This window comes from Streptomyces sp. NA04227, assembly GCF_013364195.1.
Classification (GTDB): Bacteria; Actinomycetota; Actinomycetes; order Streptomycetales; family Streptomycetaceae; genus Streptomyces.
In genome coordinates this window covers 286,959-302,148 of sequence record NZ_CP054918.1, presented here as the reverse complement: position 1 = coordinate 302,148, position 15,190 = coordinate 286,959, and the positions used below count along the sequence as shown (strand labels likewise).

Here is a 15,190-nt window from a genome sequence, read left to right as displayed (position 1 = left end):
ACCGGGAAGTCATGGAGACCGGCGAGACTCCGTGCCCGCCACAGACGTCCGAGCGGGAGGTACCGAGAGTGAAGCCGAGGACTGTGCGCCGGGGGCTGGTCGGCGCGGTGACGGCCGCCTGCCTCCTGGTACCTCCGGCGGCCGGAGCGGGCGCGGCCGAACCCGGCGATCAGGGCTCCCGGCCCGTCGCCACCGCCGCCGCGCCGCTGCCGCTGGGCCCCGCGGACCTCCCGGAGAGCCGCACGGTGCGCGAGCTCGCGCCCGGGGTGACCCAGGTGTCCATCGAGCGCGGGCGCACCTCGGCGCGGGACTTCTGGACCGTGACCGTCGGCACCGGCACCACCGAGGCCGAGGTCGCCGCCCTGGAACAGCGGGTCCGCGAGGCCGGGTTCGAGCCGCGCCGCGACGCCACCGCGGGCCCCGACCCGCGCCGGACCGGCGACGGCCCACTGGGCCGGCTGGTGCGGGTGGGCGAGTACGCCGACCAGGCCGCCGCACAGCGCACCCGGGACGCGATGGCGGCGAAGGGCCTGCCCGCGAGCGTCCAGTCCACCGGCGAGGACGGCCACCCGACCACCGGGCCCTGGTCCCTGGACGCCCTGGTGATCGACCCGAAGACCTTCCGCGGCCGGATCGGCTCCGAGCTGGCCACCGGGATCGTGCCCGGCCGCGAGACCGTCAGCGCGCTCGCCCGGCGCACCAACGCCTTCGCCGCCGTCAACGGCGGCTACTTCGTCATCGGCGGCACACACCAGACCCCCGGCCCCTGGGCGGCCGGGACCGACGGCGACCTCGCGGGCGTCTCCGTGGTCCGCGGCGACCTGGTGTCGGAGGGCGTCGGCGACCGGCCCGCACTCGTCCTGCCCTCGGCCTCGGGTGACGGCGCCGCGGTGCGCCGGGTGCGTACCGAGCTGTCCGTCCGCACCGAGTCCGGCAGCCGCCACCCGGTGACCGGTCTCAACCGCCAGTCGGGGCTCGTCCTGAACTGCGGCGGCACCGGCGACGCGGTGCCCTTCGCCCACCCCGCCCACGACTACACCTGCGGCAACCCCAACGAACTCGTCGCCCTCACCCCGGTGTTCGGCCCCGAGGCGCCCACCGGCCCCGGCTTCCAGGCGACCCTGGACGCCTCCGGCCGCGTCGTCTCCGTACGCGAGGAGCGCGGCGGCGCCGTACCGGCGCGCGGCACGGTCCTTCAGGGCACGGGCACCCAGGCCCAATGGTTGCGGGAGCACGCCCGGCCGGGCGCCCGGCTCACGCTCCGGCGCTCCGTCCTGGACGCGGGCACCGGCAAGCCCGTCCGGCTCGGCCCCGACACCTCCCTGGCCAACGGCGGCCCCCTGCTGCTGCGCGACGGACGCACCGCACTCGACCCGGTACGCGACGGCTGGAGCCCCGAGGACATCGCCGACACCGACCGCGCCGGCTTCTACAACGGCTGGTACCTGCGCCGCAATCCGCGCACCGCGGCGGGCGTCACCGCCGACGGGCGCCTGATCCTGCTCACCGCCGACGGCCGCAGGCCCGGCCACAGCGTGGGCCTGTCCCTGCCGGAGACCGCGGCCGTGATGCGCGCCCTCGGCGCCCGCAACGCCCTCAACCTGGACGGCGGCGGCTCCACCGCGATGGTCGTGGAGGGCACCCTCCAGGGCACCCCGAGCGACGCGACGGGCGAACGCCCGGACGGCGACGCACTCGTCCTGACGCGGTAGTACGCGGTAGTACGAGGCGCGCGGGTCGGGCCGGTCCGTCGGTCCTGTGGGTCTTGCGGGTCCTGTCGGTCCCACAGGGGCGACGGGCCGTCGCCCGTAACGGCGACGGTGCCTGCCAAGATCACCGTCATGGGGATACACATCGCACCGGCCGAGGTGGCCGACTTCCACCAGGTCCTGACCGATCACTCCCGTTACTGGGGCGAGCGCGACCTTCGGTCGCTGCACCTTCTGGCACTGGTGCAGGAGTTCGGCACCACCTGCTTGGTCGCCCGAGCCGAGGACGGGATCCGTGGGTACGTCTTCGGGTTCGTCACCCCGGACGGCACCGGGTACGTGCATCTGATCGCCACGCGGGACGACGCCCGTGGCACCGGTCTCGGGCGTCGTCTGTACGGGGCGTTCGCCGAAGCGGCGGAACGTCACGACGCACGGCGGCTGAAGGCGATCACGTCGGTCGGGAACACCGGCTCGATCGCCTTCCATCGCAGCCTCGGTTTCGACACGAAGATCGTCGACGACTACGACGGCCCCGGTCGGGCCATGGCCGTCTTCCATCGCGATCTGCCGCTCGACGTCTCGGGCACCTGACCAATCAGCCGGTCACGGGGAATCGCTCCCCAGCCCGTAAGCCCGTAAGCCCGTAAGCCCGTAAGCCCGTAAGCCCGTAAGCCCGTAAGCCCGTAAGGCCGTAAGGCCGTGAGCCCGGGAGTGCCGATGTGCTCTGGCGCTGCGCCCGGGCTTGCGGGATCGGCTGTGCCCGGGGCACGGGCGCGCGCGGGGCATTCCGCTCGCGTTCCTCCGGCCTGCCGGTTCTCCCGCTCCCGGCTTTCCGGTCCCTCACCCTCCACTTCCCTGAACTGGCGTCTGTATTGCCCGACTTCGCGCGCAATCGCCGCCCACTCGCGGAGTCGCGTTCCTCACACCGGGCAACCATTACTGCCCGTTCACATTCTCTACGGGTGGACGTCACCTGTGGCACAGGAGTCGTCCACTCACCAGTAGGAATGGCAGCGCGCTGAGCCCGCTGCGGGTCAGTGACGGAGAAGTGGCGCGTGCCCCTCGGATCTGCCCGGGACACCCGTGTGCCCGGACAACTCAACAGCGTGTCGGAACACCGGGGGCTCGCCCTCGCGCCGCGGCGCAGAACCGTACTCGGCGCCGGTGTGGTGGCCGCTGTGGCCGCGGGCGTACCCGCACAGGCCAGCCGGGACCCCGAGCCGCGCGGCACGCTGCCCGCGCCCGCCTCCGGCGCGCCCGCGGCGCAGAGCGCCCGGCCGCTGCTGCTCCAGGTGCTCGCCCACCCCGACGACGACCTGTACTTCATGAACCCGGACGCCGACCGGGCCCTGTCCGCGGACGTGCCGGTCGTCTGTGTGTACGTCACGGCGGGCGAGGCGGACGGCGTCAACAAGATCCCCGGCCGGCCGCACCCGGCATCCGACCGTGCTGCCTACTCCGCCGCCCGGCACCAGGGACTGCGCCAGGCCTACGCCGAACTGCTCGGGCTGCCCGTGTTCACCCCCTGGAAGCTCGGGGTGGCCCAACTGCCCGGCGGGCGGCGGGCGGAGACGGCCACACTGGACAACGGCCGCCGTTCGGTCTCGCTCGTCTTCCTGAACCTCGCCATGCACACCCTCTCGGGCGGCCAGGGCATACCCGCGCTCTGGCAGGACCGTGACACGGTGCTGCGTACGGCGGTCGCGGCCGGTTCGCCGGTGGCCTCGATACAGACGTACGACGCCGAGGCGCTGCTCGACGCCCTGGTGAGCCTCTTCGCGCGGTACCGGCCCACGGTGGTCCACACCCTCGACCCGGACCCGGACATCCAGGAAAGTGACGAGCGCACCCGGATCCGCGACAGCGAGCAGCCCGGCTTTTCCGACCACGGCGATCACACCGCGGTCGGCCTGTTCACCTGGGCGGCACTCGCCCGCTGGGCACGGACCGCGCCCGGCGGGGCCCCGGCCTTCGTCGCGACCGCGTTCCGCGGCTACTACAACCACCACTGGCCCAAGAACCTCCCCGAGCCGGTGCTCGGCACCAAGGCATCCCACCTGGTCCCCTACGGTGCCGGGCCCGACTGGGACTGCGGCAACCCCTCCGGCTGCGGCGACTACAACGTCGGCGGCGACCGGCCGCTGCGCAACCGCAAGGGCTGGGTGCGCTCCACGCACCACCGCTACCCGGGACCGCGCACCGCCCTCGCCCGGCACGTCGGCGGCGATCGCCTGGTCGCGTACGGAGTACTCGGCATGCGGGCCGTGCGCTGGGAGGAGGGCCGGGACGGCGAGTTCGGGGCACCCCAGGACCTCGGCGGCGGGCCGCTGGCTCCCACGGTCGGACTCACCTCGCTCCGCGACGGGCGTCACCTGCTGTTCGCGCTGCGCTTCGCCGGTCTGGAACACGGCGGCGGCGTCAATCTGCGGGAGATCGTCGTCCTCGAACAGCAGGCCCCCGGCGGCCGGTTCACGGCCTGGACGGGTCTCGGCACGCCCGAGACCGACGCCGACCGGTCCCGCCGGGTCGGCGTCCCGGTCGCGGTCACCGCCGGTGACGGCCGCGTCCACCTCTTCGTGCGCAACGCCGGCAAGGGCGTGAGCACCCGGGTACGGGACAGGTCGGGGCGCTGGTCCCCGTGGCAGGACCTTGGGCCGGGCCCCGTGCAGGACGGGCTCACCGCTGTGGTCACCCGGCAGGGCGAGGTCCGGGTGTACGGAGCCGGCCGGATCGGTGTCTGCCAGTGGTCGCCGCACGGAGTGCTGCCCGCACCGGAACTGCCCGCGCCCGCCGGTCCGGTCGCCGTGTCCCGGGAGCGGGTGCTGTGCCGTCCGGAAGCCTCCGACCGGCTGCTCGCCAGCACCGGAGAGGAGATCCGCTTCCCCGGGTACGGGCCGGTCCTCGCGGCGGGCCCGTACCTGCTCGGGCGGGATCTGCGCGGCGAGTTCCGGCTGCTCCACGAGGGCCGTCCGGTGCCGGGCACACCCGGGGTGACCGCCCTGGACGGCCCCGCCCTGATCGCCACCGAACAGGGCGCGGCGGCGGCCGGAATGAGCCCGCTGGCCAGGCCCTGGCTCTGGCGCCCGGAACGCTCCTGGAAACCCGGCCGGACCACCGAAGAGGCGGGCGCCGCGGTCTGACCCGGTGCGGTCGCGTACTCGCGCACCGCGACGGCCACCGGCACGGGCTTGCGCCGCGGCGCGGCAGCGAGACCCTGGAGTGGGCAGCCCCGCCCGCCGCGCGGCGGCGACGGGGCCCCGGCGAGCGATACACGTATCGCGGGCCGCCCTCACGAGGGGACGTACCGGATGGCGACGTCGAGCAGCATCAGGGACCGCGGACCGCGGCGGGCCGCCTTCGGGCGCCGGGTCGCCCGGCGGCGCGCCGAGCTGCACCTGCGTCTGGAGGAGGTCGCCGAGCGCAGCGGCTGCGCACCCGCCTACCTCGCCCATGTCGAGGAGGAGCAGGTGACGCCGGAGCCCGGCCTGGTACTCCGGCTCGCCCGCGGACTGCGCACCCATCCCGCCGAACTCGCGGGCGAGCCGGTCGAGTTCGGCGCCGGATACGGCCACGACGCGCAAGGGCTCCCGGAACTGGTCGAGATGGACGAGTCCGAGTGCCGGGAGCGCCTGTCCACGCACGGCGAGGGCAGGGTGGCCGTCTTCGGCGCCGAAGGGCCGGACGTGGTGCCCGTGCACTATCTGCTCACCGGCGGCGAGCTCGTCTTCCGCACCTCCGCGGGCGCCGTACCGGTGGCCGCCGCCGGAGCCGACATCGCCTTCGAGGCCGACCATCTGAGCGCACCCGGCGGCTGGAGCGTGCTCGTCGCCGGGCACGCCAGGGCCGTGGTCAACTTCGAGGCCGTGCTGCGGTTCGAGGAACTCGCCGAGCACCTGCCCGCACCCGGCCCCGCCAGCGGCCTGTGGATCGCCCTCGCCCCGACCCGTGTCTCCGGGTTCAAGACGGTGGCGGCGCGCTGAGCGGCGCCGCGCCGCGCAGGTCAACAGGCCGCCGGTCGCGCGGAGTTACGGGTGGTCGCGAAGAGTGACAGCGTGCTCTGGTCGTGACCGGGGGAACCCACTTGGCAGGGCTCGGGCGGCGCCTCGCGGGGAAGAACCCCCGTATGCGAGAAGAGCCGGATGTGGAGCAGGGCGGGACGGACGGGCTCGTGGGCACGGGCCCGGGCACGGACCGGCGCGCGGAACCCGCGGACGGGCGCGGTGATCCGGGGCTGTTCGGCCCCGGGAGTGTGACCTGGCAGGTGCACAGCGATCCGATGATGTGGGTCGCCGGGGTGCGCGCCCTCTACCTCCAGGCGCTGCTGCCGAGGGCCGTGCGCGGGGTCACCCAGAACTCCGACTTCCGCCAGGACGCCTGGGGCCGCCTGCGGCGCACCGCGAACTTCGTCGGCACCACCACCTACGGCACCACCGAACGCGCCGAGCGCGCGGGCGCCCGGGTGCGCAAGATCCACCGGATGCTGAGCGCCACCGACCCGCGCACCGGGGAGAGTTACGGCGTCGACGAGACCGAACTGCTGCTGTGGGTGCACTGCGCCGAGATCGCCTCCTACCTGGAGGTGGTGCGGCGTTCCGGTGTCCCGCTGAGCGACCTGGACGCCGACCGCTACATCGACGAGAACCGGACAGCGGCCCGGCTCGTGGGCCTCGATCCCGCGGAGGTCCCGGCCGATCGGAAGCAACTCGCCGCCTACTTCGACCAGATGGTGCCGCAGCTCGCCGCCGGACCCGAAGCACGCGAGGTGGACGACTTCCTGCGCCGCCCGCCCGTACCGCCCCTGCTGCTGCCCGCACGGGCCGCACTGTGGCGTCCGGTCGGCGCTCTCGCCTACGCGGCGCTGCCTCCGTACGCCCATGACCTGTACGGACGTTGTGCGCCGAGCGAGGCGGCGGTGACCCGCCGACTGCGTGCGCTGGGCCGGGTCCTACGGTGGGTACCGGCCACCGTGCGCTGGCAGTTGCCGCCCAAGCACATCCTGACCGCGGTGGAACGACTCGGTCCGTCTTCCCGGCCAGCCCCGTTCAAACTCGGGGGATAGGTCGTCATACTGGACGAACCGAGGAGGGTGTCCGGTCTCAGTGTCGAGGCGGAGCCCACCGTCCTCGGACAGGACGAAGGCACTGCTGAGGCAGAGGTGCTCACACCATGGGCGTCCGGCTCGAACGGACGCCCCTTGTGTTGGGGGCCGACTCACGAGGCGACGGGGGCGACACCGGAATATGGCGGAAACCAGGCTGCTCCAGGGCCGGTACCGGCTGCTCGATCTCATCGGGCGCGGCGGCATGGGAGAAGTCTGGCGGGCCCGTGACGAGTCCCTCGGCCGACAGGTCGCCGTCAAGTGCCTCAAGCCGATGGGACCGCAGGCGCAGAAGGGCACGCTCGCGCGCGGGCTCCAGGAGCGCTTCAAGCGCGAAGCGCGGGTGGCGGCCGCGCTCCAGCACCACGGCGTCACCGTCGTCCACGACTTCGGCGAGGCCGACGGCGTGCTCTTCCTGGTCATGGAACTGCTCGAAGGCCGCAACCTCAGCCAGCTCCTGGAGGACAACCAGGGCAGTCCGCTGCCCGTCGCCGACGTCGAGGAGATCGCCGTACAACTCGCGGCGGCCCTCGCGTACACCCACGAACAGAGTGTCGTACACCGGGACTTGAAGCCCGCCAACATCGTGCGCTGCCAGGACGGCACCGTGAAGATCTGCGACTTCGGCATCGCCCGGCTCGGCCACGACATCGGCTTCACGGCGAAGATCACCGGCACCGGCATCGCGATGGGCACCCCGCACTACATGTCGCCCGAGCAGATCGGCGGCGGCCACCTCGACGAGCGCAGCGACCTGTACTCGCTCGGCTGTGTGCTGTACGAAATCGCCACCGGGGCACCGCCTTTCGACCTCGGCGACACCTGGTCGATCCTCGTCGGGCACCGCGACAACGCCCCCGAACCCCCGCGCGAGCGGCGCGGCGAACTGCCCGACTACCTCGACGAAGTCGTCCTCGCCCTGCTCGCCAAGGACCCCGAGCACCGCCCCGAGTCGGCCAGGGAACTGGCCCGTCGCCTCGCCGCGGGACGCGCCGGAGGACAGCCGCTCCGGCACGCCGCCCGGACCGCCCCGGCGAGTACGACCGGTGAACTCCCGTTGCCCGCCTGGGCGCAGAGCATGACGGCGGGCCGCAAGGCGGGCACCGCGGGGGACCGGGGCGCCGTGACACCCGCGCTCACCCGGCACTGGGTCGCGGCAGGCCGCGAGCCATCCGAACGCGTACCGCGGCAGGCGCCCCCGGCCGGAGCGGAGGCGCTGCGGACCGAGGCCCTGCGCGCCGCGGAGGAGGGCCGCTGGACCGAGGCCTGCGAACTGCACCGCAAGGTGATGGCCGAGCGCGGCCGGGCCCTCGGCCCCGACCACCCCGAGACCCTGACCAGCCGCTACGAGGTGGGCTACGCACTGGCCCGGGTCGGCCGCGACACCCAGGCACTCCAGGAGTACGAGCAGGTCGCCGCCGCCCGGGAACGCGTGCTCGGCGCCCTGCACCCCGAGACGCTGGGCGCCCGCCAGGAAACGGCCTATGTGCTCGGCAGACTCGGCCGCCACACCGAGGCGCACCGGCTCTACCTGATCGTCCTCGCCGGGCGGGAGCAGACTCTTGGCCCCGACCATCCGGACACCCTGCGCTGTCGCCACGACTTCGCCTTCAACCTGGGCCGGATGGGACAGGTGGAGGAGGCCTGCCGACTGGCCGCCGAGGTCGCCGAACAGCGGGCCCGCGTCCTTGGACCCTTGCACCAGGACACCCTGGTCTCCCGCTACGAGGTCGGCTACGCCCTCGGCCGCCTGGGCCGCTGGGCCGAGGCCCTGGAGGTCTACGGTTTCGTCGCCGAGGCCCGCGGCCGCGCGCTCGGCCCCACCCATCCGGAGACCCTCGCCGCGCGCTACGAGGTGGGTATCGGCCTCGGTCGCCTGGGCCGCAGCGAGGAGGCCCTGCACCTGTACCGCGAACTGCTCGCGGACCGTACCCGGATCGGTGGCCCCGAGGACCTGGAAACGCTGCGCGCCCGGCACGGCCTCGGCGTCAACCTCGGCCGCCTCGGTCGGTGGGACGAGGCCCTCGCCGAGGCCGAACACGTCCTCGCGGGCAGGGAACGCGCGCTCGGCCCCGACCATCCGGACACCCTGGTCGCCCGCCGCGAGGCGGCAGTCTGCCTCGGCTGGCTCGGCCGCTGGCCGCAGGCGCTCACCGCCTACCGAGGCGTCGCCGATTCGCGCGCCCGGATACTCGGGCCCGCGCACCCCGACACCCTCGCCGCCCGCGAGGACGAGGCCCGCTGCCTGGAACAGCTCGGCCGGCCCCAGGAAGCCGAGGCCCTGCACCGGCAGATCGCCGTACTGCGGGCGCGCCCCGCCTCCGTGCAGAGCTGAATCCCGCGCCGCGCGCTCCAGCGGATTCCCCCGCCGGTCTCCCGACCCCCACCGCGAACACCCCGGCAGGCGCGAACACCCCGACAGAACCCGTCGTGCCTGTGGCCCGGCCGATCTCCGCGTGTTACGAAGAACCATGCCTGCACGCGATGCCTATGACGCCGTGATCGTCGGCGGCGGACACAACGGCCTGGTTGCCGCGGCGTATCTCGCCCGCGCCGGGCGCTCGGTCCTCCTCCTGGAACGCCTCGGCACGACCGGCGGGGCCGCCGTCTCCACCCGCCCCTTCGCCGGAGTCGACGCCCGTCTCTCGCGCTACTCGTACCTGGTGAGCCTGCTGCCGCAGAAGATCCTCACCGACCTCGGCCTGCGCTTCGCCGTACGCAAGCGCGGCGTCTCCTCGTACACACCCGTGGAGCGCGCCGGACGGCCCACCGGGCTGCTCGTCGGCGGCTCCGAGGCCCGCACCCGCGCGTCCTTCGCCGCGCTGACCGGCTCCGACCGCGCCCACGAGGCGTGGCTGCGCTTCTACGCGACGACCCAGCGGGTGGCCGAGCGGGTCTTTCCGACCCTGACCGAACCCCTGCCGGGCAAGGACGAGCTGCGTGCCCGGGTGGACGACGACGCGGCCTGGCGGATGCTCTTCGAGGAGCCGCTCGGGGCCGCCGTCGAGCGGTACTTCGAGGACGACCTGGTCCGCGGGGTGGTCCTCACCGACGCGCTGATCGGCACCTTCGCCGACGCCCACGATCCGGGCCTGAGCCAGAACAGGTGTTTCCTCTACCACGTGATCGGAGGCGGCACCGGGGACTGGGACGTACCGGTCGGCGGCATGGGCGCGTTCACCGACGCGCTCGCGGCGGCGGCCCGCGCGGCGGGCACCGAGATCCGCACCGGCCACGAGGCTCTGCGCGTCGAGACCGACGGCACGTCGGCCGAGGTCACCTTCCACGACGGCACCGCCGAGCACACGGTCGGCGCCCGGCACGTCCTGGTGAACGCCTCGCCGGAGGAACTCGCCGCACTCCTCGGCGAGGAATCCGCACCGCGTGCGGAGGGCGCCCAGCTCAAGGTCAACATGCTGCTGCGGCGGCTGCCGAGGCTGCGGGACAGCGCCGTGGACCCGCGCGAGGCCTTCGCCGGGACCTTCCATGTCGCCGAGGGCTACGGCCAGTTGGCCACCGCCTACGCCGAGGCCGCCGCGGGGCGGCTGCCCTCCGCGCCGCCCTCGGAGATCTACTGCCACTCGCTGACCGACCCCTCCATCCTCGGCCCCGACCTCGCGGCGAGCGGCCACCACACCCTGACCCTGTTCGGACTGCACACCCCGGCCCGCCTGTTCCGCGCCGACAACGACACGGCACGCGAGGAACTGCTCGCCGCCACCCTGGCCCAGCTCGACACCCATCTCGCCGAGCCGCTGGCCGACTGCCTGGCAAAGGACGCGGACGGCAGACCCTGTATCGAGGCCAAGACCCCGCTCGACCTGGAACGCGACCTGCGCCTGCCCGGCGGCAACATCTTCCACCGTGAACTGGCCTTCCCCTACCGGCAGGAGGGCGCGGGCCGCTGGGGCACCGCGACCGCGCACGCCAATGTGCACCTGTGCGGAGCGGGAGCGGTCCGGGGCGGTGGAGTGAGCGGTATCCCCGGGCACAACGCGGCCATGGCGGTGCTGGAGGAGACCGGCGCGGAGTGAGGCGGCAGCGGGGACGGGCCACCACGTAGGGGTCGGGTGAGGTCCGTGCGCCTCCTCACCCGATACCCGGACCCGATACCCGGACCCGATACCCGGACCCGATACCCGGACCCGACACTCGGTCAGGTGCCAATCCGCCGCCCGTCTTGACCCCGGCCCCGACCGGGGTCAGGATCGCGCCCATGACGGGAGTGCACAACAGTACGGTCGACTCGGTTCTCCGCCGCAGCGCCCGCCGTTGCCCAGGCCGTACGGCTCTGCGCTACGACGACCGCGCGTGGACGTACGTCGAGCTCGACGACGCGGTCTCGCGGGCGGCGCGCGTCCTGCGCCTGCAGGCGCTCGTGCCCGGCGACCGGGTGGCCTCGTACGGACACAACTCCGACGCCTACCTCATCGGCTTCCTCGCCTGCGCCCGCGCCGGGCTCGTCCATGTGCCCGTCAACCAGAACCTGACCGGCGAGGACCTCGGCTATCTCCTTCGCCAGTCCGGCAGTTCACTGGTGCTCGGCGATCCCGCGCTGCTCGGCCGCCTGCCCGAGGGCACCCGTACGCTCGCTCTGCGCGACACCGAGGACTCGCTGCTCGCCCGCATCGAGCACACCGCGCCCTGGGACGGGGCGCCCGCCGCCGACGAAGACCTGGTCCAACTCCTCTACACCTCCGGTACGACGGCGCTGCCCAAGGGCGCGATGATGACGCACCGCGCTCTGGTGCACGAGTACATGAGCGCCCTGCACGCCCTGGACCTGCGCGAGAGCGACAGGCCGGTGCACTCGCTGCCGCTCTACCACTCGGCACAGATGCACGTGTTCCTGCTGCCCTACCTCGCAGTCGGCGCGGAGAACACCCTGCTCGACGCGCCGGATCCGGAGCGGATTCTCGACCTGGTCGAACAGGGCCGCGCGGACAGCCTGTTCGCGCCTCCGACGGTCTGGATCGGCCTGTCCCAGCACCCCGGCTTCGCCGAGCGGAACCTGGACGGGCTGCGCAAGGCGTACTACGGCGCGTCGATCATGCCGGTGCCGGTCCTGGAGAAACTGCGCGCCCGGCTGCCCTCGCTGGCCTTCTACAACTGCTTCGGGCAGAGCGAGATCGGCCCGCTCGCGACGGTCCTGGGACCCGAGGAGCACGAGGGCCGGATGGACTCCTGCGGACGCCCGGTGCTGTTCGTCGAGGCCAGGGTCGTCGACGAGGACGGCGCGGAGGTGCCCGACGGCACAGCGGGCGAAGTCGTCTACCGCTCACCGCAGTTGTGCGAGGGCTACTGGGACAAGCCCGAGGAGACCCAAGAGGCCTTCCGCGATGGCTGGTTCCGCTCCGGGGACCTCGCGGTACGGGACGCCGAGGGCTACTTCACGGTGGTCGACCGGGTGAAGGACGTCATCAACTCCGGTGGTGTGCTGGTCGCTTCGCGTCAGGTGGAAGACGCGCTGTACACCCACCCAGCGGTGGCCGAGACCGCGGTGATCGGACTCCCCGACGAGCGGTGGATCGAGGCGGTCACCGCCGTCGTGGTCCGTGGCACCGAGGTGGACGAGGCCGAACTCATCGGCCACGCCCGCCGTCACCTGGCCGCCTTCAAGGCACCCAAGCGCATCGTCTTCGTGGACGAACTGCCCCGCAACGCCAGCGGAAAGATCCTCAAGCGAGAACTCCGCGACCGGCTCGCGGGAAGCTGACCCTCGCCCGCCGCCGCGAACTCGCGTACTGTGACGGCCCGTTGGGGCGGCCGTCCGGCTATCCCCGGTCCTCCCGCAGATCGACGATCCGCCGGATCTTGCCCACCGAGCGCTCCAGCGTCTCGGGGTCCACGATCTCTACGGCCACCGAGACCCCGATGACCTCCTTCACCGTACGGGCGACCGATTCGGCGGCGGCCTCGCGCTCGGCGCCGGTCGCGTCCGCGCGGGCCTCCGCCCGCACCGTGAGCGCGTCCATCCGGCCCTCGCGGGTCAGCCGCAGCTGGAAGTGCGGCGCGACACCGGGCGTCCGCAGCACGATCTCCTCGATCTGGGTGGGGAAGAGGTTCACGCCGCGCAGGATCACCATGTCGTCGCTGCGGCCGGTGACCTTCTCCATCCGGCGGAAGACCCGGGCGGTGCCGGGCAGCAGCCGGGTCAGGTCGCGGGTGCGGTAACGGACAACGGGCATGGCCTCCTTGGTGAGTGTGGTGAAGACCAGTTCGCCCTCCTCGCCGTCGGGAAGCACCTCACCGGTCACCGGGTCGATCACCTCCGGCAGGAAATGGTCCTCCCAGATGTGCAGCCCGTCCTTGGTCTCCACGCACTCCTGGGCCACACCGGGTCCCATGACCTCGGAGAGCCCGTATATGTCCACCGCGTCGAGGGCGAACCGCTCCTCGATCTCGCGCCGCATCTGCTCGGTCCAGGGCTCCGCCCCGAACACGCCCACCTTGAGCGAGGTCCCGCGCGGATCCACGCCCTGCCGCTCGAACTCGTCGAGCAGCGTGAGCATGTACGAGGGCGTGACCATGATGATCTCGGGGCGGAAGTCGGTGATCAGCTTGACCTGGCGTGCGGTCATGCCGCCGGAGGCCGGGATCACCGTGCAGCCGAGCCGCTCCGCGCCGTAGTGTGCGCCGAGCCCACCGGTGAACAGGCCGTAGCCGTAGGCGACATGGACCTTGTGGCCCGGCCGGGCGCCCGCGGCCCGCAGCGAGCGGGCCACCAGGTCCGCCCACAGCGAGAGGTCGCGGTCCGAGTAGCCGACGACGGTGGGCGTGCCGGTGGTACCGCTGGAGGCGTGCAGCCGCCGGACCTGGTCCTGCGGCACGGCGAACATCCCGAAGGGGTAGTTGTCGCGCAGATCGGCCTTGGTGGTGAACGGGAAGCGCGCCAGGTCGGCGAGCGTACGGCAGTCCTCGGGCCGCACCCCCGCCGCGTCGAACGCCTTCCGGTAGAACGGCACATGGGTGTACGCGTGGCGCAGGGTGGTGCGCAGCCGCTCGATCTGCACGGCCCGCAATGCCTGCGGGCCCAGCCGCTCGCCGTCGTCCAGCAGTTCGGTCGTCGCGTCCGTGGTCATCGCCGTTCCCCTCGCCACCTGCGCCGAAGCCGCGACCGATCATTCGGTCGCTCCTCGGGGGCCAGTAATCCAGGGGGTGCGCCGGTCGTCAAGAGATGCGACGAGAAGTGCCCGCCGTGTCGGCCGTGGACCTGCCGCAGCGGGACGGCGGCAAGGGAGCTTCGTACTCCCTGTCGGCGCCCGGCATCGGTGACTAGGCTGGCGCGCGGACGACGAGCGTCAGGAGCAGAACGTGTCCGAGAGCACCACCCAGCCGCCGCCGCTGACCGCGTGGAACAAGCCGGAACTTGACCTCTCCCACGCCGAGTGGCAGTCCAGCAGCAGAGGGCGCGGCGACGTCCAGATCGCCTTCGTCGAGGGCTTCGTGGCGATGCGCAACAGCGGACGGCCCGAGAGCCCTTCGCTGATCTTCACTCCTGACGAGTGGGGCGCCTTCGTACTCGGCGCGCGCGAGGGCGACTTCGACCTCACCTGAGCCAACAGCCGCCCCCCCCCGAGGGGTCCGCAGGGCCCGGCCGCTCAGTCCAGTACGACGCAGCCGTGTTCCGTCAGCGCCGTACGCAGCGAGGCGGGAACGGTCACCGGGTTCCAGCGCAGGTCCAGCTTCTCCAGTGCGGGCAACTCCGCCAGCCAGCCGGGCAGTTCGGTGAGCGCGTTGCCGCGCAGGTCGAGCCGCCGCAGAGCGGGCAGAGCGCGCAGGGCGTCCGGCACCTCGGTGAACCGGTTCTCGCGCAACTCAAGTTCGCGCAGGTCGAGCAGTGTGCCCATGGAGCGCGGCAGTGTCGTCAACTGATTGCCGCGCAGCCATAGTTCGCGCACGGCGGTGAGCTCCCCGGTCGAACTCGGCAGCGTGGCAAGGCGGTTGTGCTGTGCCCGCAGTTCGACCAGGCCCCGCATACGGCCCAGGGTCTCCGGCAGCTCGGCGAGCGGATTCTCGCCCACGTTGAGATAGGCGAGGCGGTCGAGCCGGGTCAGCGACGCCGGGAGCCGGGTGAGCCGGTTGTCGTGGAGATAGAGGAACCGGTCGAGCGAGACAAGGTCGCCGAGCGCGTCCGGTACGGCGGTGAGCCGGTTGTGACCGAGGTCGAGGGTGCGCAGCCCGCGCAGCGAGCCGATCCGCGACGGCACCTCGGTCAGTGCGTTGTCCGGCAGGAGCAGTACCTCGACATCCCGGTGCCGCCACACCTCCTCCGGCACGGACGTCAGCCCCGCGCGCCAGTAGGACAAGGACAGTTCGGAGCTCACAGCTGCCTCTCCGGCCGGGGTCGGGACCTCACATGGTCGGACGGAGACGGAGC

General features: G+C 72.9%; 11 protein-coding genes. 9 read left to right on the top strand and 2 right to left on the bottom strand.

Annotated features, from left to right (window positions below):
• Nucleotides 1-68 precede the first annotated feature (68 nt).
• From HUT18_RS01005 to HUT18_RS00970, 8 genes are all read left to right on the top strand, one after another.
• Nucleotides 69-1,712 (top strand): phosphodiester glycosidase family protein, encoded by a 1,644-nt coding sequence (locus HUT18_RS01005; RefSeq protein WP_176096913.1) that lies wholly within the window; start codon nt 69-71, stop codon nt 1,710-1,712.
• 129 nt (nt 1,713-1,841) lie between these two features.
• On the top strand, nt 1,842-2,303 hold the full coding sequence (locus tag HUT18_RS01000) for a GNAT family N-acetyltransferase (RefSeq protein WP_176096911.1): 462 nt from the start codon (nt 1,842-1,844) through the stop codon (nt 2,301-2,303).
• A 464-nt stretch (nt 2,304-2,767) separates the two neighbouring features.
• On the top strand, nt 2,768-4,852 hold the full coding sequence (locus tag HUT18_RS00995; protein ID WP_254878371.1) for a PIG-L family deacetylase: 2,085 nt from the start codon (nt 2,768-2,770) through the stop codon (nt 4,850-4,852).
• Between the two features lie 168 nt (nt 4,853-5,020).
• Nucleotides 5,021-5,692, top strand: a complete 672-nt coding sequence (locus tag HUT18_RS00990) for a pyridoxamine 5'-phosphate oxidase family protein (protein WP_176096910.1) — start codon at nt 5,021-5,023, stop codon at nt 5,690-5,692.
• A 143-nt stretch (nt 5,693-5,835) separates the two neighbouring features.
• Complete coding sequence (locus HUT18_RS00985; RefSeq protein ID WP_176096908.1) at nt 5,836-6,771, top strand: oxygenase MpaB family protein; 936 nt, start codon at nt 5,836-5,838, stop codon at nt 6,769-6,771.
• A gap of 181 nt (nt 6,772-6,952) precedes the next feature.
• Nucleotides 6,953-9,145 (top strand): tetratricopeptide repeat protein, encoded by a 2,193-nt coding sequence (locus HUT18_RS00980; RefSeq protein ID WP_176096906.1) that lies wholly within the window; start codon nt 6,953-6,955, stop codon nt 9,143-9,145.
• Between the two features lie 136 nt (nt 9,146-9,281).
• Complete coding sequence (locus tag HUT18_RS00975) at nt 9,282-10,844, top strand: NAD(P)/FAD-dependent oxidoreductase (protein ID WP_176096904.1); 1,563 nt, start codon at nt 9,282-9,284, stop codon at nt 10,842-10,844.
• Nucleotides 10,845-11,026: 182 nt separating this feature from the next.
• Entirely contained in the window at nt 11,027-12,526 is a 1,500-nt protein-coding gene (locus tag HUT18_RS00970) for an acyl-CoA synthetase (protein ID WP_176096902.1), read from the top strand.
• A gap of 58 nt (nt 12,527-12,584) precedes the next feature.
• On the opposite strand, the gene paaK is transcribed toward HUT18_RS00970, so the two are convergent.
• On the bottom strand, nt 12,585-13,892 hold the full coding sequence (gene paaK, locus HUT18_RS00965) for a phenylacetate--CoA ligase PaaK (protein ID WP_176096900.1): 1,308 nt from the start codon (nt 13,890-13,892) through the stop codon (nt 12,585-12,587).
• Nucleotides 13,893-14,124: 232 nt separating this feature from the next.
• Between paaK and HUT18_RS00960 the strand changes: the two genes are divergently transcribed.
• Nucleotides 14,125-14,367 carry a DUF397 domain-containing protein gene (locus HUT18_RS00960; protein WP_176096898.1) on the top strand — a complete coding sequence of 81 codons (243 nt, stop codon included), beginning with the start codon at nt 14,125-14,127 and terminating at the stop codon, nt 14,365-14,367.
• 44 nt (nt 14,368-14,411) lie between these two features.
• On the opposite strand, the gene HUT18_RS00955 is transcribed toward HUT18_RS00960, so the two are convergent.
• Nucleotides 14,412-15,137 carry a leucine-rich repeat domain-containing protein gene (locus tag HUT18_RS00955; RefSeq protein WP_254878370.1) on the bottom strand — a complete coding sequence of 242 codons (726 nt, stop codon included), beginning with the start codon at nt 15,135-15,137 and terminating at the stop codon, nt 14,412-14,414.
• Between the last annotated feature and the right edge of the window lie 53 nt (nt 15,138-15,190).

What these genes read in the sequence shown, in the direction of transcription:
- HUT18_RS01000 (WP_176096911.1), top strand. Translation starts at nt 1,842, where the DNA reads ATGGGGATACACATCGCACCGGCCGAGGTGGCCGACTTCCACCAGGTC.
- HUT18_RS00990 (WP_176096910.1), top strand. Translation starts at nt 5,021, where the DNA reads ATGGCGACGTCGAGCAGCATCAGGGACCGCGGACCGCGGCGGGCCGCC.
- HUT18_RS00985 (WP_176096908.1), top strand. Translation starts at nt 5,836, where the DNA reads ATGCGAGAAGAGCCGGATGTGGAGCAGGGCGGGACGGACGGGCTCGTG.
- HUT18_RS00980 (WP_176096906.1), top strand. Translation starts at nt 6,953, where the DNA reads ATGGCGGAAACCAGGCTGCTCCAGGGCCGGTACCGGCTGCTCGATCTC.
- HUT18_RS00975 (WP_176096904.1), top strand. Translation starts at nt 9,282, where the DNA reads ATGCCTGCACGCGATGCCTATGACGCCGTGATCGTCGGCGGCGGACAC.
- HUT18_RS00970 (WP_176096902.1), top strand. Translation starts at nt 11,027, where the DNA reads ATGACGGGAGTGCACAACAGTACGGTCGACTCGGTTCTCCGCCGCAGC.
- paaK (WP_176096900.1), bottom strand. Translation starts at nt 13,892, where the DNA reads ATGACCACGGACGCGACGACCGAACTGCTGGACGACGGCGAGCGGCTG.